This window comes from Wujia chipingensis, from assembly GCF_014337155.1.
In the GTDB taxonomy this organism is placed as follows: Bacteria; Bacillota; Clostridia; order Lachnospirales; family Lachnospiraceae; genus Coprococcus_C; species Coprococcus_C hominis.
This window is the reverse complement of the sequence record NZ_CP060632.1, coordinates 806,891-829,265: the sequence shown is the minus strand read 5'-3', so window position 1 is coordinate 829,265 and position 22,375 is coordinate 806,891. Positions and strand designations below refer to the sequence as shown.

The 22,375-nt window shown below is 43.8% G+C and carries 22 protein-coding genes and 1 pseudogene; all 23 read right to left on the bottom strand.

What is annotated here, in order from left to right; translation table 11 throughout:
- Positions 1-76: 76 nt before the first annotated feature.
- Complete coding sequence (locus H9Q76_RS03995; protein ID WP_021984145.1) at positions 77-802, bottom strand: pseudouridine synthase; 726 nt, start codon at positions 800-802, stop codon at positions 77-79.
- A gap of 121 nt (positions 803-923) precedes the next feature.
- Positions 924-1,610: a flagellar filament capping protein FliD gene (fliD, locus tag H9Q76_RS03990; RefSeq protein ID WP_118373954.1), complete on the bottom strand. Its 687-nt coding sequence runs from the start codon at positions 1,608-1,610 to the stop codon at positions 924-926.
- An 81-nt stretch (positions 1,611-1,691) separates the two neighbouring features.
- Complete coding sequence (locus tag H9Q76_RS03985) at positions 1,692-2,720, bottom strand: hypothetical protein (protein WP_021984147.1); 1,029 nt, start codon at positions 2,718-2,720, stop codon at positions 1,692-1,694.
- A 40-nt stretch (positions 2,721-2,760) separates the two neighbouring features.
- Positions 2,761-4,290 (bottom strand): oligosaccharide flippase family protein, encoded by a 1,530-nt coding sequence (locus H9Q76_RS03980; protein WP_117780321.1) that lies wholly within the window; start codon positions 4,288-4,290, stop codon positions 2,761-2,763.
- Positions 4,291-4,314: 24 nt separating this feature from the next.
- Positions 4,315-5,436 carry an alanine racemase gene (gene alr / locus H9Q76_RS03975; protein ID WP_227573428.1) on the bottom strand — a complete coding sequence of 374 codons (1,122 nt, stop codon included), beginning with the start codon at positions 5,434-5,436 and terminating at the stop codon, positions 4,315-4,317.
- Positions 5,437-5,569: 133 nt separating this feature from the next.
- Entirely contained in the window at positions 5,570-6,811 is a 1,242-nt protein-coding gene (gene ectB / locus H9Q76_RS03970) for a diaminobutyrate--2-oxoglutarate transaminase (RefSeq protein WP_021984150.1), read from the bottom strand.
- Positions 6,812-6,922: 111 nt separating this feature from the next.
- The gene (locus H9Q76_RS03965; RefSeq protein WP_117780319.1) at positions 6,923-7,636 is read right to left on the bottom strand and encodes a hypothetical protein; all 714 of its coding nucleotides are present in this window, start codon (positions 7,634-7,636) and stop codon (positions 6,923-6,925) included.
- Complete coding sequence (locus H9Q76_RS03960) at positions 7,636-9,009, bottom strand: MurT ligase domain-containing protein (RefSeq protein ID WP_117780318.1); 1,374 nt, start codon at positions 9,007-9,009, stop codon at positions 7,636-7,638. Before H9Q76_RS03960 ends, H9Q76_RS03965 begins: the two co-directional genes overlap by 1 nt.
- A 467-nt stretch (positions 9,010-9,476) precedes the next feature.
- Positions 9,477-10,397, bottom strand: a complete 921-nt coding sequence (locus H9Q76_RS03955; RefSeq protein ID WP_117780317.1) for an NAD(P)/FAD-dependent oxidoreductase — start codon at positions 10,395-10,397, stop codon at positions 9,477-9,479.
- A 70-nt stretch (positions 10,398-10,467) separates the two neighbouring features.
- Positions 10,468-11,739 (bottom strand): glutamate-1-semialdehyde 2,1-aminomutase, encoded by a 1,272-nt coding sequence (hemL, locus tag H9Q76_RS03950; protein ID WP_181985597.1) that lies wholly within the window; start codon positions 11,737-11,739, stop codon positions 10,468-10,470.
- Positions 11,740-11,788: 49 nt separating this feature from the next.
- Positions 11,789-12,757, bottom strand: a complete 969-nt coding sequence (gene hemB, locus H9Q76_RS03945; protein WP_118545987.1) for a porphobilinogen synthase — start codon at positions 12,755-12,757, stop codon at positions 11,789-11,791.
- Positions 12,758-13,053: 296 nt separating this feature from the next.
- Positions 13,054-14,568 (bottom strand): uroporphyrinogen-III C-methyltransferase, encoded by a 1,515-nt coding sequence (gene cobA, locus H9Q76_RS03940; protein WP_021985885.1) that lies wholly within the window; start codon positions 14,566-14,568, stop codon positions 13,054-13,056.
- A 25-nt stretch (positions 14,569-14,593) separates the two neighbouring features.
- Positions 14,594-14,854, bottom strand: coding sequence for a mS29 family ribosomal protein (locus tag H9Q76_RS03935; RefSeq protein WP_249321700.1), 261 nt, complete (start codon positions 14,852-14,854; stop codon positions 14,594-14,596).
- Between the two features lie 196 nt (positions 14,855-15,050).
- Positions 15,051-15,383, bottom strand: a complete 333-nt coding sequence (locus tag H9Q76_RS03930) for a nucleotidyltransferase family protein (RefSeq protein WP_117780313.1) — start codon at positions 15,381-15,383, stop codon at positions 15,051-15,053.
- A 162-nt stretch (positions 15,384-15,545) separates the two neighbouring features.
- Positions 15,546-17,135: a hypothetical protein gene (locus H9Q76_RS03925; RefSeq protein ID WP_117780312.1), complete on the bottom strand. Its 1,590-nt coding sequence runs from the start codon at positions 17,133-17,135 to the stop codon at positions 15,546-15,548.
- Positions 17,136-17,380: 245 nt separating this feature from the next.
- A pseudogene (locus H9Q76_RS13965) lies at positions 17,381-17,587 on the bottom strand (imm11 family protein); the annotation flags it as partial.
- A gap of 119 nt (positions 17,588-17,706) precedes the next feature.
- Positions 17,707-17,946 carry an imm11 family protein gene (locus tag H9Q76_RS03920; RefSeq protein WP_117780311.1) on the bottom strand — a complete coding sequence of 80 codons (240 nt, stop codon included), beginning with the start codon at positions 17,944-17,946 and terminating at the stop codon, positions 17,707-17,709.
- Between the two features lie 193 nt (positions 17,947-18,139).
- Positions 18,140-18,604: a GNAT family N-acetyltransferase gene (locus H9Q76_RS03915; protein ID WP_181985595.1), complete on the bottom strand. Its 465-nt coding sequence runs from the start codon at positions 18,602-18,604 to the stop codon at positions 18,140-18,142.
- A 64-nt stretch (positions 18,605-18,668) separates the two neighbouring features.
- Complete coding sequence (locus H9Q76_RS03910) at positions 18,669-19,931, bottom strand: type II toxin-antitoxin system HipA family toxin (RefSeq protein WP_117780309.1); 1,263 nt, start codon at positions 19,929-19,931, stop codon at positions 18,669-18,671.
- Entirely contained in the window at positions 19,931-20,251 is a 321-nt protein-coding gene (locus H9Q76_RS03905; RefSeq protein WP_117780308.1) for a helix-turn-helix domain-containing protein, read from the bottom strand. The genes H9Q76_RS03910 and H9Q76_RS03905 overlap by 1 nt, the downstream gene beginning before the upstream one ends.
- 352 nt (positions 20,252-20,603) lie before the next feature.
- The gene (locus tag H9Q76_RS03900; protein ID WP_117780307.1) at positions 20,604-20,807 is read right to left on the bottom strand and encodes a hypothetical protein; all 204 of its coding nucleotides are present in this window, start codon (positions 20,805-20,807) and stop codon (positions 20,604-20,606) included.
- Between the two features lie 81 nt (positions 20,808-20,888).
- Positions 20,889-21,785 carry a DNA-binding protein gene (locus H9Q76_RS03895; protein ID WP_021984368.1) on the bottom strand — a complete coding sequence of 299 codons (897 nt, stop codon included), beginning with the start codon at positions 21,783-21,785 and terminating at the stop codon, positions 20,889-20,891.
- A gap of 87 nt (positions 21,786-21,872) precedes the next feature.
- Positions 21,873-22,328, bottom strand: a complete 456-nt coding sequence (locus H9Q76_RS03890; RefSeq protein ID WP_249321699.1) for a hypothetical protein — start codon at positions 22,326-22,328, stop codon at positions 21,873-21,875.
- Positions 22,329-22,375 lie beyond the last annotated feature (47 nt).

Sequence of the window (22,375 nt, the reverse complement as noted above, 5' to 3'; positions counted from 1 at the left end):
ATTGCAATACCTTCTTTACAGTTTATACTTTTTCTACCTCATATGTCAACATACTTTCTCGTATTTCACAAACGATTTACCATTCTTCTCTGTTTTTCAGGCTCTGGATTTCCTCTGTGGTAAGTTTCCGATATTCACCACACGCAAGCGACTCATCCAGATACAACGGTCCCATACGCAAACGCTTTAAATATAGCACCTGCATACCTACCGCTTCAAACATTCGTTTAATCTGATGATACCGCCCCTCTGTGATCGTAATTTCGATCTCACTTTCGCTCCCTGCCTTGTGAATCTTCAGTTCAGCTGGTGCTGTGAGCAGCTCATCTCCGATATCTACACCCTCAGCAAAAGCAGCGACCTCCTTCTTCGTGACCATGCCTTTGATCCTTGCATAATAGGTTTTTTCCACATGCTTTCCCGGTGCCAGCAGATCATTTGACAGCTTTCCATCGTTGGTTAAAAGCAACAGCCCTTCCGTATCTTTGTCCAGCCGTCCTACCGGAAATAAATCGCGTCGTTTTTGTTCTGTAATAAGATTCACAACTGTTTTTTCATGTGCATCTTTCGTTGCAGACACCACCCCCTGTGGTTTATGCAGCATATAATAAGAAAAACTCTCATACACGACCATTTTACCCTGCACACAGACAACATCCTGCGCCGGTTCCAGCTTTTCCTCCGCATGGACACACGTCTCACCATTTATGGTGACCTGTTTTGCCTTCAGCAGTCCTTTCACATCCTTTCGGCTGCCAAAACCCGCATCTGCCAAATATTTGTCGATTCGTATTTTTGCCATATTGCACCAGTCCTCCCATTTCCAGACAAAAGAAGAAGATCCACAGTCAACCCGCGGATCTTCCCATTCTTATTATCAATCCTCTTGGGGAGATTGAACTATATATTTCTGTCTCTGCTAATTAGAATAAGCTATCGTAGAAGCTTCCAACTGACGCGCCTGCCACTGCTCCGTACTGATTGTAAAATACAGACGATGAATTTGCAGATGCATCGCTTGCAAGCTGCAACATACGACTCTGTGTATTACTGCCGAAAGAGAAATCTCCGGCAAACAGTTTCTTCACATCCGACATATCTGCGGATGCAAATGCCTCCTCGTCAAATGCAAGTGTGTTATCACTTTTCACCATAATTCCGATCTTGGCTAATGCACTTGTATAATTTCCAGTCTGAGAAGCCAGTCTGGATGCATCCTTCAGTACGCCTGATTTATCTGAATTCTGTGCACTCTCCATCACACTGTTGTAATTGCTGACAAAGCTCTTTACATTCTTCTGGATCTTATCTGTATCCGCACTCTGATACAGCTTCTCATCCTTCAATGTTTTCAGATCCTTCCATGCATCCTCGGATGCCGTCTTTGTCGCAGTATCCTCTGTCTTCGTCTCTATGTTACTCTTGGAAAACTGCTTCTGCGTTGCCTTCTTCGCACTATCGTTCGAATAATAATGCTTTGCAAGCTTCAGATAACTGCCGTTCCGAATGGAGTTGTAATCGCTGAGAAGTCCCATCAATCCACTGCTTGAATTGCTGGAAGATGTTCCAAGCATGCTATTAAAAAAATTGCTGCTAATATTCATACTCATATTCTCACTTCCTTTTTACATTCTCCTACTATTCGTTCTTACCCGTAGTATACTACATATCCCACTGATTTGTAAAGAGATTTACGGATTTGTCGTCGAATCTTCCGTTGTTCCCTCTGTTGTGTCCGCACCTTCACGTTTGAGATAGATAACTTCATCGGTATACATGCCTGAATCGTCGGCGGTCTCTTCCCAAGTTGTCGTGCATGCCTCATCCGTGTATGCTTTATATTCCAGCAATGCAAGCTGTACCGGTTTGTCCACTGGAACTGTATAACTGCTCTCCAGTCCTTTTCCCTCTAAAATCTTGAACGTAACTGTCCGCGTCATCATAGACTCGTGTGCGGTCGCGATTGCCTCCGGATATGTATAAGAATTTCCTTCTGTCACCCAGGAATATGATACCTTTTCCCCATTGGCATCGTAACAATAATATTCAAGCACCTTGTAATTGTCATCCAGAACATACTGGAATACATAAGATGCGTTGTCATTCTTATAATTTGTCTCCACAACCAGATCTCCGTCCTCACGGTAGATATCCTTGATCGTCTGATCCGCCTCTGTAAGGGAGATAATCATATCGTTGTGATTCGTGTTGATGATCGCATCTGCCACATTTGGTTCCGGATAGATCAATGCATAACACGTCTTGTCCTCATCAATCAGATACCAATAACCATATTCTTTATCAAGCACCTGCACGATTCCATTTGAATCCTCGTACGCCTGCAGATACGTGCCGTCCTCGGCAAACCCAAGGAACTGATATTCCGAATACACCTCAACACCATCACTGTAATAGATTGTATTCAAGCTGTAATTGTTTCCACCCGCAAGCAATGTATCCCCTTTGTTTGCATCATAGATTGCTTCCATCGTGACCTTCTTATCTTCCTCTGAAGCGGGTTCGCGCTTCTTTTCCTCTTCCGTTGTATTCTCTGCTTCCTCCCGGATATCTGCCAGAATATCTTCGGTCGTTGTCGCATCACTCTGTGACGCTGCCGCTTCGGTTGTCACAAGCACCAGTTTATCTTCTTTTCCGCATGCAGTCAGTGCAAGCATCGCTGCCGCCATCGCACACGCCACCCATAATTTTAACTTCCTCATATGTTCTCCTTCCCGCTCACATGGTTGCTGCCGCCCCACATTAAGCCTGTCTCTTCAATACGCGTATCACAAGTTTCTTTACTTCTGCAAACTCTCCCATCTTGAAATAAGCCACAAACATCAACAGATTTGACACGATCACAGACACGATTGCCTTCAGGATCAGCGCCAGAATTCCAACGCCCGGTATCTGGCTTGCAACCAAATAGGTAAGTGTACATACAATCGTTGTCACGATTGTATAATACAGAAGCTTCCGTATATATTCCCATGCATTCCGCTTAAATAATACCGTAAACAGGTTGTGCAGAATCCACGGCATACCAACAGCCAGCACCGAAATAACGGTAGACAGGATAACACCATAGATACCAATAAACTGTACAAGAATAATATTCAGCACCAGATTCACAAGTGCCGTCACAAGTGGACGGAACCGGTCTTCATGCCAGATTCCCGCTGCATCTTTGTAAGTGATCAGAATCTGGTTTACCTGGCTGATGAAGAAATACACAACCATGCAAACAACGACTGCAAATGGAAGCATTCGCTTCTCTGTTACCCAGAGCCGCATGAACGGCTGATACAGACAGAGCATAACCGCACTGCACATACCTGCAAGCCACATAATGATAAATGAAAGCTTCTTCAAATCCGTATAATTTTTTTCTTCCGTCTCCACCAGAATGCTGTTTCCGATACCTGCGGTACACGATACAAACACCACATTCATGATTCCGGTTACCGCAGTCAGCACATAGTAATAATTGTTGTAAAATGCATTCGCTGCAAGTCCTAAAAATGCAGATATAACAATCGTATCCGCCGAAGATACAATGACCTGTCCCACCTTCATGGTGAAGAGATCTCTGATACGGTTATTGATTTTCTTTACTGTCTCCTTCGGCAGCTTTCCGACTGCCTTATATTCCGGATACATCTTATTCGCAAAATATGCCGTTACCAGATTCGTAACGATCTGTGTGAAGATCTGTACAATCAGATAGATATAATAATCACCGATTGTCATAACGACAACTAACTGTGCCGCATACTGGAACGTATTCGTCACAAGCATGACCTTGCTCGCTACATCATTTCTCTGGTGTGCAGTCAGCAGACTGTTCTTGTACGCGAGCAGCCAGTACGACATACAGGTACAGAACAGATTGAGCAGATACACGACATAGATGCTCACGCCCTCCGGCATATCACTCTTTACAAGATACGGAATAAACGGCGTCAGAATTCCGCCAACGACTGCGATTACCAGTCCGATGATCCGGTAATATTTCTGATATAATTTTAACAACGCGCAGATCTGCTCTTTATCATTGTCGATAATCGGCTGGTACATGGAATAAACCATCGCTGAACCAACGCCCAACTCCGCAAGGTTCAACACCCACAGCACCGAACCAAACAAGCTGTTTAAGCCGAGATACCCATCGCCCATGTAGTACATAATTGCTGTACGCATGATAAATGGAAGCAGTATCTGATAGCCTTTCAAAAACATGCCAAACACAACATTTCGCGAGGCATTTCTTACACGGGTTTCCTGTTGCATAACTTTCCTCTTTCTACTACGAACTTATGATTCCTGTGTGGAATCAATATAGACACGCGGTACACGCTGGGAGATATTGCATACAATCTCATCGACATTTGTCTGAAGCAGATCTGCCATCCACTGGATGGAAAGGTCTCCGCCAAGTAGCGTCACCTGATCGTTTCTCTGTACATCCGGGATATCTGTCACATCGACCATACACTGATCCATACAGACTCTTCCGATGATCGGTGCTTCCTGTCCACGGATCAGCACCTTTCCTCGGTTCGACAGATCTCTCCGGTATCCATCCGCAAATCCAACCGGCAGGGTTGCGATCTTCGTCGGACGCTTCGTCACGAATGTGCCGCCATAACCAACCTCCGTTCCTGTCGGAACCTCCTTCACCATAACCACATACGTGTACCAGCTCAAAATCTCCTTGAAGTTCTCTTTTTTGAACCCTTCTTCGTCGATTGGATTCAAGCCATATAAGATATCTCCGGCACGTACCATATCGAGCTGCGAATCCGGCATCAGCAAAATCGCCGGGCTGTTCGCCACATGATACTTCGGAAATGTGATCCCCATTTCCTTTAACTTCTCTGTCATACGCAGAAAGCGGTCAAGCTGCTTCCCTGCACTCTTATGATCGTACTCATCTGCACGTGCAAAATGCGTGAAAATGCCTGTCATATTCAGGGATTCCATCTGTGAAATCTCCTTGATTGCTTCAAGCGTCTCATCGTTATCCGGGAACCCGATCCGGCTCATTCCGGTGTCGAGCTTGATCTGTATATTCTGCTTTCTGCCCTGCCGTTTCGCTGCCTCGGCAACCGTCTTCGCATATTCCACCGAGAATACTGGAAAGTCCAGATTGTAACGGACTGCCTCATCTAAGTCATAATCTCTGGTATCTCCAAGCACAAGAATCGGCTCTGTCGCGCCATGCTCCCGCAAGGCAACACCCTCGCTCCACAGTGCAACCGCATAGTTGGTCACGCCGCAGGCTTTCAATGTCGGATACAATCCTTCCGCGCCGTGCCGGTATCCGTCACCCTTTAAAACCGCCATGAGTTCGACACCCGGCTTTAATTTCTTGCGGATCTCTGCTAAGTTATTTTTCAGCATACCAAGATCTACGACGGCTGCTGTTCTTCCCATCCAAGGTTCCATACAATCTATCATACCTTTCCATTTTTCAAGTACATCAAAATTATCTAAAATAAAACACAATCGAGCAGGTTCATACATCCTGCTCGATTTACTTTCTTCACAGATTATCTCTGTACAATTCTTACATCAATTCATTCATTGAATCTCTGATGATATCCAGTCCGCGCATCAATTCGTCATCCGTTGCCACAAGCGCCGGCATCAGCTTCAACACATTGTTATCTCGGCCTGCACGTTCCATGATCAATCCCTTTTCAAAGCACTTGTTACAGATTGCCAAAGCAAGCTTTCCATCTGCAACCTGGACGCCCCAGATACAGCCGATTCCCCGGATCTCCACACCCGGTCTTGCAATGTTCTCATCCATATATTTGCGGATGATTCCCTCTTTGCGCTTTACCTCAGCCTCAACCTTATGGTCAAGCATATATTCCAGTCCTGCCTTCGCTGCAACCATAGAAAGCTGGTTGCCACGGAACGTTCCGTTGTGCTCGCCCGGTGACCAGATATCTAACTCCGGCTTGAACATTGTCAGAGCAAATGGCATACCATATCCACCGATGGACTTCGACATTACGAACATATCCGGTACGATACCTGCACGCTCGAACGAGAAGAAGGTTCCTGTTCTCGCACAGCCTACCTGAATATCATCCACGATCATCAAAATATCATACTTATCGCACAACGCACGGACACCCTGCAGATATTCATTGGAAAATACATGCACGCCTCCTTCTGCCTGTACGGTCTCGATAATGATTGCTGCCGGTTTCTCCACACCTGAGTGGTCGTCCGTAAGCAATGTCTCCATATATTTGATTGTATCAAGCTCCGGGAACATATATGGTGCCGGAATATGTGTAACATCATTCAGACATACACCTGCGCCGCCACGGCTGCCCGCATCACTTGTGAGAGACAATGCGCCAAGTGTCATACCATGGAAACATCCCATGAGTGCCCAGATCTGATTTCTCTTCTTTACTTTACGCGCCAACTTCAATGCAGCCTCTACGCCATTGGTTCCGGTTGGTCCAGGGAACATTACCTTGAAATTCAATCCTCTTGGCTGTAACACCTTTTCTTCAAAGAACTGCAAAAACTCTTTCTTCGGAACAGTCATCATATCCATCGAATGCATAATTCCATCACTCATCAGGTATGCAACCATCTTTTCCTTAATATAGTCATTGTTATGTCCATAGTTTAAGGCTCCTGCTCCGCAGAAGAAATCTATATATTCCTTTCCGTTCTCATCCTTCATGATCGAACCCTTTGAAGTCGTAAAGACCGCAGGGAAGCTTCTACAATAAGAACGTACCTCTGATTCATAATTCTCAAATACTTCAACGTCAGTCATACACTCGTACCTCCTACTCTGTGTGACTCATTTTCTTCATAATCAAGCTATAATATACTCCTCATTCTCTCACTTCGCAAGTGAAAAAAGAATGAATTCTGTATTTCAGACTTAAGATAATTCCAAATCCGGCTTTTCAAACTCCTTCATTTTCTGGTTATAGGCATCCCGCATCGCATCTTCATACGGTATTTTCTCCATATCTGCGCCTAACATACGCAGAAGGTAATGTGTGAAATCCGGGTTTGCTACAAGGATTGGTCCAAGCATGTAAGTCGCAAGAATCTTTCCTTTGCGGATACCTTCAAATACCGACTTCGGATTCATACCAGTTCCCATCTCAACCTTACAAAAGCTCTCCTGCTCCGGGATTCCAAATGTATGGGAGAAACGGCTTGTATAACCAAGCAATGTAATATCATCGAATTTTGCCTTCATCAATGTATTGAAACGGTTCGGGGTTTGTCTGACCGAATAGCTGTTTAAGTACGCCAGAGCTTCCACCTTGCTGCCATCTTCCCGCTTGATGTATTTGCCAAGCAGTTCGAGCGCATTTCCAACGAAGAAGAATACTGTCTTCTCTGCATCAAATGCACGGAAGATCTCTTCCTTCAAAGGAAGCAGACGGCTCAAAATCACTTCCTGACTCTTCTCGCTCATCGAGCACATATATACCAGATCAATATCCTCTGTCAAAAACAGAGGCTTCGCATTCAATGTTGTCTCTACAAATTCTGCATCCGGTAAGCAGAGCTTCAAGTATTGCATATTTCCTTTGTCACCATATAAGGTACAAAGCTCCGGATAAAGGATTTCAATCTTCATTATTTTTCATCCTCCAGTCTCTTCAAAAGCTTCTGCTTCATCTTGCAGGAAATACCATAGGTATCGCAGTCGTATAAGATATATACCTTATCAACGCCCTCTAACTTTACTTTATCGACCGCTGCAACCTCATCGAGATCCCACGCGATCTTCTCCTCCGGGATTCCGGCGATCAGCGCACGCACACGGTGATCGAGACATCTTGGTCCACAGCAGACTACCTGCATTACATCGTCTCTTGCAAACTGCTCGTATTCAAGGTCGTAGATCCAGCCGATAAACTCGATACTCTTCTGTCTGTCGCTGAAGTCATCCTCTGCGATCATGATGACCTTCTTACCAGGCTCTTCTGCCACATACTCGAACGTACGGCAGGAGCTGACTGCGCTCTGTCCTTTGCTGAGTGCCTGAACGACTGTCACATTTCCGACCTTCGTCTCGCTGTAACGGGATTCCGGCACATGGATCTCTGCGATCCGCTTCTTCACCTCATCGGAAGAATATCCAAGCTCCCGCATCATCGTAATTACAGTCAATTCATTATAAATATTAAACAACGCATCATGGATCAGTGCGTATTCGATCTCATTTCCATCCTTTTCACGGACAATTAACTTCTTGCCTTCCTTGTCGACCTTCGTTGCAAGATAATCTGCATCTGCAGACTTGTAATCGCAGTTTGGACAATAAGCATTTCCAATATGATGATAACGAAGGTAGTTGAACTTCAGCTTCGTACCGCATTTTGGACACAATGTATAATCAGCGATCAGGTTGTATGGCTCCGTCTTGTCATCGTCCTGCTTTCCGATTCCGAAATAAACATGCTCACTATTCGGCTTTAAGTTGCTGCTGCACTGCTCATCTGCATTTAAGATCAGCTTCGTTGTGTCCGGGCAGTATGTGTCAATGACACTGAAAATGTAATCCGGATGTGCGTTTCGCTTCAGTGAATCACGGAACAGGTTCGTCACGACGAGATAATCCGGCTTTACATATGGAAGAATCAGACGGGATGCACGCTCGTCCACCTCAAATACAGTTGCGTCCACGCGGCATCTGCCAAGCCAGTTGACGCTGTTCAACAGGTTTGTCACACAGCCCGGCACGATATTCGAACCGGTCCGGTTGCTGACTACCTTCTTGCCTTCCTTCTCCAGCATATCGGTCAGCATGTTTGATACGGTCGTCTTACCGTTCGTACCTGTCACGCAGATACAGAGCGGTGCCTTCGGTGCCTGCGCCATGAAATCCGGGCAGATTTTTCTCGCAACAACGCCCGGGGTGTGCGTGCCGTTGCGCCCCGAAAGGCGGATGATGACTTTGCTGAATTTTGCAGCCATGACTGCGATATGATAACGTAACTTCGACATGATTGTCTCCTTTTTCCTTTTGAACCTCGCTGGTGTGTGATGAGATAAACTTTTCTCCTCATATATCCAAATACAAATTCATTTCATATATGATGTATTGAAACTAAGAAGTACTAGATGTTCTTAATTTTCTTTTTCTCTATGTCCGCCATCGCCGCCAATTCGCCATCCATGGCTCAGTGGCGGCTTGTTTGAACATCGTGTTCAAACATGGCTGCACTCTGAAAGAACATCAAGGACTTCTAAGTTCCAAACATATATATTTCATGAATTTATATTTGAATATATGTTGAAGATTTCTTTGTCCTCATCACAAACCAGCTATACATACAAAATCCTAACACAAGACAATCCTGTCTTGTTTTGCCTTGATTTTTGTATGAAAGTACAATATCTACTGTGTAAAATCCAAGACATTATATATCTTGTGGGTAGGATTGTCAATGTATGGAAATTTCTCTACATGTTTACTGTAACAGATCGTGTTCGAGTGACGCGATCACAGCAGCACCATCTCCGATTGCAGTTGCGATCTGGCGGACAGTCTTGGTGCGCACATCTCCGATTGCATATAGAAATGGTATATTTGTGCGGCAGTCCTCACCGGCACGGATATAGCCGTTCTCCATCTCTACGACCTCTTTTACAAGTGCAGTCTGTGGCTGCATGCCAACCGCGATAAAGATGCCGGATAATGCGAGATCTCGTTTTTCTTCTGTCCGGTTATCCTCGATCACGATATGGTCAACCATGTTCTCACCACAGATCTTTCGTACTTCGGTGTGTGGTAGGAATTCGATATTTGCCGCATCGAAGATCCGCTGCTGCAATACCTTGGCACCGCGCAGCTCATCACGACGATGAATCAGGTAGACCTTCTCACATACATTTGCAAGGTACAGGGCATCTTCAAGTGCCACATCACCGCCACCGACAACGGCCACCGTTTTATTCCTGAAAAATGCACCGTCACAGGTTGCACAGTATGAAACACCGGCGCCGGCAAACTTTGCCTCGCCTTCCACGCCAAGCTTTCGATGGGTCGCACCAGTCGCTACAATTACTGCTGTTGTCTCGATCACACTGCCATCTTCCAGATGCACTTCCTTGTAATCATCCTGATTGGCAATGTCCGTCACCGTACCCTCCATAAATGGAACCTCCAGCGCATCTGCATGTTCCCGGAACTTTACTGACAGATCATAGCCATTTGTTCCGTAGAAGCCAAGCAGATTATCCACACGGTCGGTTGTGACAATCTGTCCGCCGCTGAACATTTCCTTCTCGATTACTGCCACATCCAGCAACGCACGTTTCGCATAGACTGCCGCCGATAAACCTGCGGGACCGCTACCGATAATCACGACATCTTTCCTTGTATCACTCATCGTTTTCCTCCAAACTGGTTTCTATTTCATTCGTTTCATTTTTTAATCAATTTCTTATTTTATCCACGATCTATCTGTGTGCAAATTCTTTCATAACATCAATCGTTTTCCGGATATCTTCCTCTGTATGTGCATCTGAGATAAACATTGCCTCAAACTGCGATGGAGCGAGGTTGATTCCATGATCAAGCATATGTCGGAAGAATGCTGCATACTGCTTCGTGTCGCTCGTCATGGCGGTATCCATATCAACTACCTGCTTGTCTGTGAAGAAAATGCTCATCAATGAGCCGATCTGGTTGACACAGACCCGATTGCCAAATGCCTCTCTTGCTGCCTGTGCAAGTCCTGCGGTTTTTCCTTCGAGCTTTGCATACACTTCCGGATGTGCATCCAGCAGCTTCAATGTCTCAATGCCTGCGGTCATCGCAATCGGATTACCGGACAGGGTTCCTGCCTGATATACCTCGCCAAGCGGTGCCACGCACTGCATGATCTCGCGTCTGCCTCCGTAGGTTCCAACCGGCATACCGCCACCAACGATCTTGCCAAGTGTTGTCAGATCCGGCTTGATATGGAAATATTCCTGTGCGCCACCCGGTGCCAGACGGAATCCTGTGATAACTTCATCGAAGATCAGTAATGCACCATCCGTCTGCGTGATGTCACGCAGGAACTCTAAAAATCCTGCCTTCGGTGGCACAACACCCATATTTGCCGCAACCGGCTCGACAATGATTGCTGCAATCTGTCCCTTATACGCATCGAATAACTGTTTTACGGATTCCTCATCGTTATACTCTGCAACGAGAGTATATTTCGCATAGCCCTCCGGGACACCCGCACTGTTTGCCACCGTCTGTGTGATCACGCCAGAGCCTGCCTTTACCAAAAGTCCGTCACTATGTCCATGATAGCATCCCTTGAATTTCACAATGTAATCTCTTCCAGTAAATCCACGTGCCGCGCGGATTGCACTCATCACCGCCTCTGTACCGGAATTTACCATACGAGACATTTCCATTGAAGGCATATGCGCTGTGATAAGCTCCGCGATCTCCAGCTCTTTTCTGGTCGGTGCACCAAAGGTCAGTCCATCATCGCAGGCCGCCTTTACCGCTTCGATTACCGTCTCCTTTGCATGTCCGAGGATTCCAGGTCCCCATGAACATACATAATCTATATATTCCCTCCCATCCTCATCGAATATACGGGAGCCTTTTGCTTTTTTTATAAAAATCGGGGAGCGTCCGACTGAGCCGAATGCACGCACCGGCGAATTCACGCCACCCGGAATATATTTCTTGGATTCTTCAAATAACTGTTCTGATTCTGTCTGCATGATTATGCTTCCTCCTCATCTATCGCGATACACATTCCTGCGAATCATTTTATTGTTCATCCTGCAGCCATCTAGCCACGTCAAGTGCATGATAGGTTATGATAATATCCGCACCGGCACGTTTCATCGCGATCATGTTCTCCATAACGATACGCTTCTCATCGATCCAGCCGTTTATCGCTGCTGCCTTGACCATCGAATACTCGCCGCTTACATTGTAGACTGCGAGTGGATGCTTCGTCTCGCCACGCACCGCTTTCACGATATCGAGATAAGCAAGTGCCGGCTTTACCATAATGATATCCGCCCCCTCTTCGATATCTGCCTCACATTCGCGCAATGCTTCCCTGCCATTTGCAGGGTCCATCTGGTACGTTCTGCGATCGCCGAATGCCGGAGCGGAATGTGCCGCATCCCGGAACGGAGAATAATATCCGGACGCGAACTTCGCGCTGTATCCCATAAGCAATGTATCCACGCATCCATTTTCATCCAATGCCTTCCGCAGATATGCGATATGTCCATCCATCATGTCGGACGGTGCGATCATGTCTGCGCCCGCTTTGGCAAGTGTTACTGCCATCTTAGCCAACAGCGGAAGTGTCTCATCGTTCAGTATTTTTCCGTCCTTCACCAATCCGCAATGTCCGTGGGAGGTATATTCGCACAGGCACACATCTGCGATAATCAAAAGTTCCGGTGCTTTCTTCTTGATCTCGCGCACCGCACGCTGTGTGATACCATTTTCATCGTAAGCGCCGCTGCCGCATTCATCCTTGTGCTCCGGGATACCGAAGATCAAAATTGCCGGAATGCCAGCCGCCTGTATGCGCTCTAGTTCCTCATCGAACCGATCCAATGTATACTGGTAGATGCCCGGCATGGAATCGACCGGGTTCTTCTCATTGGTTCCTTCTTTGATGAATACCGGGTAGACGAGATCGGATTTGCTGATTTGTGTCTCGCGCACCATGTTTCGCAGTACTTCATTTTCTCTCAATCTTCTTAATCGTATCATGTGTGTATATTCCTCTTTTCCTATAACTTACAGTAATTATAAATGTACCTCTCTACAGGAGTTGAACATACTTACCATTTCTACGCAGACGCGCACGGGTAACATCACATCGCTATGCTCTGTGATAAGTCGTCGACATCCATCCTAAATGGAACTACGTTCCATGGATGTCTCCTCGCTCGGTTCAGCACGCAGTGGTACTAAATTCGCGACAAAGAAACTGTCGCTCATTAAGTGCCAGCGTGCTTCAACGGTCTGCTTAAGAATTGGTAAGTATATCCACCTCCATCTACATTTTACACCTTATTATCTGTATTTTTCACGTCAAACGCACTATCCAATGCCCTTACCAGGCCTTCCGCATCGCACTTCTCCGGAATGACATCGGCGGGCAGACCACATTTTATAAGGGCGTCTGCTGTCACCTGTCCGATTGTGCCAAGTACAATGCGCTTCTTTCCTTGTGCTGGATTCCAGTCTGGCTGTCCGGTCTCGGCAAGGCAATCTGCAAATGCATGCACCCCGGAAGCGCTTGCAAATAAAATTGCATCGTAATTATTTAAGTATTTCCAGTTTTCTGTCCGCGCGCCACGCACATCGTAGATGGATAGAATCTCCGCGTCAATCCGGTTCGCAGATAGAATCTGTTCTAAGACCAGACTTCCTTCCTTCGCCCGCGGAATCAAAACCTTTTCTCCTGATTTTACAATGGTACAAAGCCCATTTGCAAGACTTTCTGTCGTATATTGCTCCGGTATATAATCTGCATAAAATCCATACTGCTCCAGCGCCTGCGCACAGCCACTTCCAACCACTGCAAATCGGATATCTGTAAACTTCCGAAGATCGACTGCACACGCGCGCACCCGGTCAAAGAATAACCTGATTCCGTTCTGGCTTGTGAATACGATCCACTGGTAATCCTTCAAATTCTGAATTGCCACATCCAACTTCTCCATATCCGGACACGTTCTGACATGCATATCACAGATTGAAAACAGCGATGCGCCTTTTTCTTCCAGCAGTCCGCGCAGTTTCTCCCGGAATACTGCCGTGCCAACCACGCCGATCTTGCAGCCATCAATCGCACTGCGCTTCTTATCCTTCATCGTGCAGGCAGCTGTCTGCCCGACGACTATGATTGCCGGTGAAACAAGCTCGTTCTTCGAAACAAGCTTGCCGATCGTCCCTACCGTACCGCGCACGATTGTCTCTCCGGGCAGCATACCATTTGAAATCACACTGACCGGTGTCTCCTCCGATTCCCCCTCTTCGCGCAGTCTCTGCATAATCGGTTCCAGATTCGAAAGTCCCATCAGGAACACACTGGTTCCCTCCTGTTTATGAATATTCGCAAGTGCATCTGCCTCGCCCTTCTTCGTATGTCCGGTAATCACATGGAAACTCCGGCTCATCTCCCGATGCGTCACAGGAATTCCAAGCACCTCCGGCACCGCAATCGCAGAAGTCACACCCGGAATCACCTGAAACGGAATATCTGATTCCTGCAATGTAAGGATTTCCTCACCGCCACGTCCGAATACAAATGAATCGCCGCCCTTTAAGCGGACAACATTCTCGTATTTTCCTGCGGTCTCTACCAGAATCCGGTTGATTTCCTCCTGCTTCTTATAATGCGCACCTGCCTGCTTGCCAACATAGATTTTCGCACAATCCGGTCGCACAAGATCGAGAAGCTCCCCCGTCCCAAGCCGGTCGTAGATTACCGCATCGCACGATTTTAAGATCTGCAAGCCTTTGTATGTAATCAATCCCGGATCACCGGGACCTGCTCCGATTAAATATACCATTTCCAATTCATCCTTTATACATGTGTCAATACAATTTTCCTCGAAATATCAAAAAAGGATTCGATTTTTCAATAGACACTCCAATCCTTAATACTGATAAATCCAGCTTTGCTTTTATAAACAAATCCTTCAGATTTTTTTGATCGTATAACTTTGCAGCAAAACTATGCAGCAAGTCACGATCTGGATTCAGTTCTATTACAATCCAATCCTTGTCTTTACGAAAATGCTTCGATATATCTGTCAGCATTACAGTCTTTCCGCTGCCCCGGACTCCCGTAATCATATAAATCTGCTGGTTCATTCATTCTGACGAAAACGAATCAATAATCTCATTCGTCTGTGCCAATCTGGAGATTGATTCCAACGGACTCTTACCCAAAACTAATGTAAATGGATTTTGCATCGCGCGCCTCTTTTACTGTTCTTTACTCTTTTTTATTATTTTTACTGTTCTTTACTGTTTTGTCAAGAGATTTCCATTATTTCTTCCATAATAGGATAGCATCCCTTTCTAGATTTCTCATAAACTGAGGACTCGGATTTCTGAGCCCAGATTTACTTATCATAAGCTCCACGATCGGCAAATTATAATCATCCGGTACTACATCACTTCTCATGTGCGCAGCCACCCGTGCCGTGGTATTCTCAGATACACACACGAACAGATCAACATCCGAATTGTATTTATGATCCTTTCTTGCATAGCTGCCGTATAAATAAATGCACTGCACATATTCCCAGTAATCTTTCGTTAAAACATTAATCGCATACTTTAATGATTGTTCATGCCGACATTCATTTTCTTTAACCATACACAGTCACCTCTTTCAAGATTATAAATTTATCATAATATTCTTCAAAGAGGGAATCTATATACCCGCTGTTGGAGCTTTCTAAACAGTTAAAAGAAAGCATCAAAAAAAGGAACAACCATAAGATTGTTCCTTTTACTTTACCTATTTATTTTTCTATTGCTACTGTACTTCGTAATAACCATATTCTGGTTCTGTAACAGTTTCTGTTCCCACTACACGACGTTCCTTTTCTCCGTCTATTATATTGCTGTAAGGATCTCCATTCATTATATGATTGTATGTATGGTCTGATATATATTCTCCATCAGCAGCTATGTCATCTTTATAAAATCTTTTTTTACACATAAAACAGTAGCTGTATGGTACCATTTCCACTATTTCTTTCGTCTCAGTATACGCCGGTTCTGTCGCTACCCATACAACCTTATGCGTTTCCGGAACTACCTGATTGCTGTAATATGCATCCCTGATTGTGAATGTTGCTGTCCGCTTGGTTCCTGCTTTGTTGACTCCACAACTGCAGATTACATGGTATTTAGGATCCCAGAATGCGAAGTGCTGTTCCAACTCTTCTTCCGTTCTATAAATATTATTGCAGCTATCACACTGATAATATGTTACTGTCTGTGTCAATGCCGGCTGCAACGTTGGGTTCTGTGGCACTGTTGGTGTCGTCGGTACTGTCGGTACTGTCGGAGTTGTCGGCGTCGTTGGTGTCGGATTCAACGCGTCTTTGTAACTGTCCGACGTTGCAGATACGATACCTGCTACATTTGCTCCGGGAGCTGTTCCCTTCCTGCAGAGTACGATCTGGATTGCTTCCAAACGCTTCGCATAGCGGGCTGTTCCTGCTGCTTCGCCGTTCTTAGCCCAGCCCATCCATCCGAAGGACTGTGCATGTACACGATAGTAGATATCATAATGGTTTGCAAGTTCACCTGTAAGCCGGATCCGGATTGCTTCCAGACGCTTCGCCTGTCCGCTTGTTCCACTCATAGCTCCATCTGCTACCCAATTCATCCATCCATAAGACTGAACATGTGTCTGATACTCAACGCTTCCACAATAGCTCGTTCCCTTAATATCGATACTGATACCTTCGAGACGTTTGCCCTGCCCGGTTGTACCGCTGACCGCTCCATCTTTCGCCCAGGTTGTTTCCCAGCCGTAGGTCTGTCTATGTACACGGTAGTTGATACTTGGTGTCTCAGATGCTATATTCTTCGGAACGATCTGAATCTTGACTTCTTCCAGTCTCTTTGCTTCGCCAGTAGTGCCTGCCAACGCTCCATTGTATACCCAGCCTTGGTTATCTCCATATGTCTGAATGTGTACACGGTAACGGACATCATAATGGTTTGCAAGCTCTCCCGTGAGCCGGATCTGCATGGCTTCCAGACGTTTACCCTGTCCGGTTGTACCAGCTGGCTGACCACTTGTAGTCCAATCCGTCCATCCGTATGTCTGTCGATGTACCCGGTACTGAATCGTTCCTGTGTAACCTGTGTTATTCTTCAGATTAACAGTGATTGATTCTACCCGTTTTGCCTGTCCTCTCGTGCCAAGCACAAGCGTCTCAATTCCATTCTCGTAAATGATTCGTCCGTTTGTGTCACCGTAGCTCTGCACGTGCGCTTTTCCGGACATTCCGATCGATGTTGCAGCTTTGCTCTCAACCGCCGGAAGCTGCGTGATCATGAGCAGTGCTGCAAGAAGTGTTGTTGCAAGTTTTTTCATACCTTTCTTCATATTGATTTCTCCCCATCGTTTATTTATATTTACTGATTAGATTATATCATAAGATTCTATATAATAAAAATGTACAAATTGATATATTGTACATTTTCTAATCTTCTATTTTTTCTTTCATCAGGTAATATTCCTAAATATCTCCGCATCCACCTTCCCGATCTGCCTGTTTTTCTATGTCAGACAGATGATGTACATAAGTTTTAATGTTGTTGGAGTCTCAAAAATATAAAGCAAATATTTTTTTACTGAACAGCTATTTCCGTAAGTGTTATTCCTGTTATACTTTCTTCCTCCATTAGGATCTTAAATTTTTCAGAAACAAACAATGGTACCTGTTGTCTGTTTCCTAATTTGGATACATCCGAATTCTCCGTTTTGTCAGAATATATACCATACTTACTTACTGTATACACTGTCCCAATACCCGAAATTTCGGTCTCAAAATACTTTGATTTTTCTAAACAGAGTGCATCTACGACCCGTAATACATTTGCGAAGTAATATTTTCGGGATAATCATAACCCATTATATTCTTCAACAGTAACTTTCAAGAACTGAATATCTGTATCTACGGATTCAAGGATTTTTTCAATTTCTCGGACACCAAAAACCATCCTTTGTCATTTGCCAAATAATCGGTCCAAACACTTCCTTCCTCGATTGAAAAACGAATAACCGTTTTATCATCCCATTGATTAAAGTACTTACCCATAATCAATGCGTTCTGCGGAATTGTAAACTTGTCATCAAAATGACAGATTATATCATTTCCCCTATTCATATCCATTGACAATTTATAATATTTCATTTTCCTATTCTCTCCAATAATCCTTATACAGCATATTGGGATTATTTCTGGTCATACAGTAGGGACGCTTACATCTACAATGCCTCTATCTCTATTGGTAATCCTAACTCCAGACTATACTCTAATGCATGTTTGAAGACTGTTAAGAAATTGTCTCCATCATCCAACATAGCATTTAGATTCCTGCCAAATCCTACAACGAAATTCTCATATTATGATACTTGGCTGCAACATCTTCAAACCCAACAGATTGGTATAAGGAATATCCATCCTCTGTTGCCTTTAATTCAATAATGCTCACGTTTTCTGCTTTTGCGTCCTCCAACATCATGTTCATTAATTTCTTAGCATATCCTTTTTTCCTATACTCTGGCTTCGTATAAACATTCAAAACAGTCCCCGTCTTCCCGGTAATAAATGATGGGCTCATAGGTTTTTCCACGATCAACAAGAATGCACAGGAAACGATATCCTTCTCATTGCGTGCAACATAGACCATTAGATTCCTATTAAGATGTTTTTCATAATAACCTGGCAATAAGGACTCTATCAATTCTAAATCAACAGCCTCAATTTCTCCTAAATCCTCTTGCAAATATGCGATTCTAAGTTCTGTCAACATACCTGTATCTTGAGCAGTTGCTTTTTCAAATGTCATTGTCATTCCTCCGAATGCTTTTATTAATATCCTCTAACTTTAGATTGGTACAAATACTACGTTCCTACTTGTTATAACATGCATCAAATGCAGGACGCATATATTCTATTTGTCCCCGTGAAAGGTCATATTCTTTTGCCTTTTTTTCCCAATTATTCCTGACAATTGTAAGTATTTCCTCTGCCTCATTTTCCGCCACCTCTCTCTGAATTCCAAAACGGTTTGCGGTATTAATCGCCAGTTCTATCGATATGTTGTTATCACGGTCATCTACTAAAAGTGATAATTCATCACCATATGGAACAGGATTTACGTCGTACAAAGGTGACAACTTCCAACCATTATCTGCAAATAGAAACGCATGGTTACGAAGATGATCATCTGTATTAGTAACCGCCATATTGAATACAATTCGTTTCCATAATTCCATCAAATCAGCCTTTGGATTCGATCCAAAAGCCTTAATAAATGAAACAATATCCAAATAACTTGTCCCATTCTCAGCAGAAGCGCCATCTGTCTTTCCAAGCAATGTCATTGCCGAGGCAAAGTGTATTCTTCTATTACCATCTCTATCAAAACGTCTGACAAGAAAGGTACTTCCAAGTTTTGAGAATTTTTCTAATTTAGATTCCGGAACATTCAGTCCACACAATCTTGCCAAATCATGAACAACCTTTTCCCACGCCCCTGTGTCACATTCATCATTCTTTGATGGAAATTTAGCTATCCACAATTCGCCTTCTGTATCCATTACCGTAGCCTTTGGTCTTGCGCCACCCAAAGAAGATCCCAGCTTTATTAACTGGTTCAACCATTCGTCTGTAATTCCTTTTTCATCATTTTCAAAATTTCGGGAAGCCTCCTCCAATGTCCTTAGTTTTGTCCATGGAGGTGTTGCGGTTTCCTTGTCATCAGAAAGAAATAGTCCGTCGGGATCAAGCTTAAAACGAATCCCTCCCATTCTGGTTTCGTCGTATACCCCCAGCAGATAATCACTATCATGCAGTTTTCTTGGTTTTCTTTGTTCTCTTCCAGCAAGTATGCGTTCCCTTTTGTTCATAAGCACACGTCCCCACCTGTCTGGAGACGCATCCGAAAACATGCCAAAAATATTTTTTCCTGTTGGAAATTGCCGTCCTGTGAACGGTTGCAACTGCGGATCAAGGCTGACTCTCATTTTATTTTTAGCCAACCAGTCGGCATCGTATTCGAAAGAATATGTTTCTCCGCCCTTAATAACTCCAACATAAAGCTTTCCGATTAAACATGGACTATCTTCTGAAAAATCATCATATACATATATGATTTTTTCGTCTATCACCATTATTTTTTTCTCCTTGTTGCACGCTTCTTTGTCAGGAGATTAAGATCCTGCATCTGCCTGCCCATTTCATCATCCTTCGCTACAAGAAGCATATCCTTGTCCATACCTCCTAATGCATGCAAAACAGCGGCATAAATCCCAATCGCAACCGCCGGACTTCCTGACTCGACCTTCCACAAAGAAGATCTACTGATTCCTGCACGTTCAGCCACTAATTCCACGGGCAAATCACGTCTTAATCTTGCTAATTTAATCTGCTCTCCCATTGTTTTCAATATATCTTCTGTTTCGGGTAATATGTTATACACTGCTTTTTTCATTTTTATATCCTTTTCTTTTCAATGTTTATTATTATAAACGTTATACGTTATATAGTCAACAATAGCAAACATTATCATTCCTATATTATTTATTCAAATTGCTGTGCATATCCCCTTTGCGATTGGTGAGCTTGCTTCTAATACATTACAGGAAACAATATTTTCTTCAATGTCCGCTTTTTGCAAATTATTTAATTTACCACTCACATGCAGCTCATTTTTTTCTTCTGAAAAATCACAATAAAATACCAGCTTTACCTTTTTATATCCTTGTTTTTTCTTTTTTTCAGATGTTCTTTCAACAAAAAGACCGGCAAGTATGTAAGACTAAAATCAAGCAGTGCAATAAGCATCAACCATTTATTCGGTGAGGAAAACCTGCCAGCAAGAAGAATACGCAAGGAACTCCCGGCACTCCGGAAACACGATATCCCCGTTTCTTGCTTTCAAGCGGTGCCGCAACATAAGTAGCGATCCAGCACAGCAAGCCAATCGCCCAGAAAACTCCGTCGATTATCCACATTGCTATTGGATAATGTTCATACAAACCGCTCATGTACTCCTCCCAAGTTACCGTTTATCTCCCAATTTCAATGTGTTTTTGGGAGATAAATCAATATTTATACAAAAATGCATCCTAATCCTGATACCTAAGCTGAAAATAATCCATATACGCCTTAAATCTGTCTTGTGCGGTCAAACATGTATCTATCAAATACCCCCGCTCATTCTTCCACTCTTTCAATCCCCGATAATAAAATTCCTTGATATCATCCTCAATGATAAAAGGTGTAATTCCATTACGAAGACATTCTTTGAACATGATCAATCTGCCAACACGTCCATTTCCATCCTGAAACGGATGAATTTTTTCAAACATATAATGAAATTCTATAATATCTTCCAATGTTTTTGCAGAATCGGCATTATACTGTTTTAATAATTGTCTCATTTCTTTTGCAACCTGCTCCGGTTTCGTCGTCACACTCCCACCAACTTCATTTGCAAATCTTTTATAATCACCAACCGCAAACCATGATTTGCGACTATCCGATGTGCCCGATTTCAAAATAGCATGAAGCTGCTTAATAAAGGCTTCACTTAACTTATAATGCGCCTGCTCGATAATCAGATCTATACATGTAAAATGATTTGCCGTCTCTACGATATCATCAACATTTACGGTACCATCCTGTATCCCAATTGTGTTCGTTTCAAAGATATATCTTGTTTGATCGTGCGTAAGTCTGCTTCCCTCTATATGATTTGAATTATATGTTAATTCAATCTGTATCTTATGATATATTCCACCCGAAATACCCGATTCTTTTTCCATTCTCAAACGTGACAGTAAATCTGTTTCTATCTTCTCTGTCCGTTTCTTCCTCTGTGGCTTTACTGCATCTTCCGGTATATCCCACGTTTTCCCGTCTAAAACAGCTCCCGGTATTCTTCCATTTGTGCAATAATTTCTCACACTTCTCTCTGATATATTCCATTTTGTAGCAGCTTCTTTTACGCCAATATATCTCATACATACCTCCATAAAACAAACGTTTATCGGAATAATTATAGCATTATCGGCAATATATCTCAATGATATTGATCTTGATTTTCAATTTTATTTTGCCGATAGCTCCTCTGCATTTTTCCGCAACCACTTATAATCCGATTGCTTCGCCCGCTCCAGATACGCTTCTAATCTCGGTGAGTTGAGCTTCGCCAATACATGCAACGCCATGATTTTTTGATATTCATCTTCCGAAGAACCTGCCGGATATTTCCCACGATCCCAAAATTCAAACGCATAGCGTTCCGCACATTCCGGCTTTAATTCTGCCATCGTCTGAAGTGCCATTCTGGAAGTATATTCATACTCCGATTTAATAAATGAAAATATAAGTTCCGGATCACAACCCTCGCAATCTCCAAGATGCTTCGCAAACTGCCACTCTGCATTCACATATTTTGATCCAATGCTTTTTTTTGCAAGCAATTCAAACCAGTCCCTGTGCAACACCAGTTTCTCTTCTACAAGCTCCTCACACTCATTATCTCTGGCTATTACAAACAGCAATGCATGGATCCGCCCATTTTGTGAACTTTTTAATTTCTCGATATAGT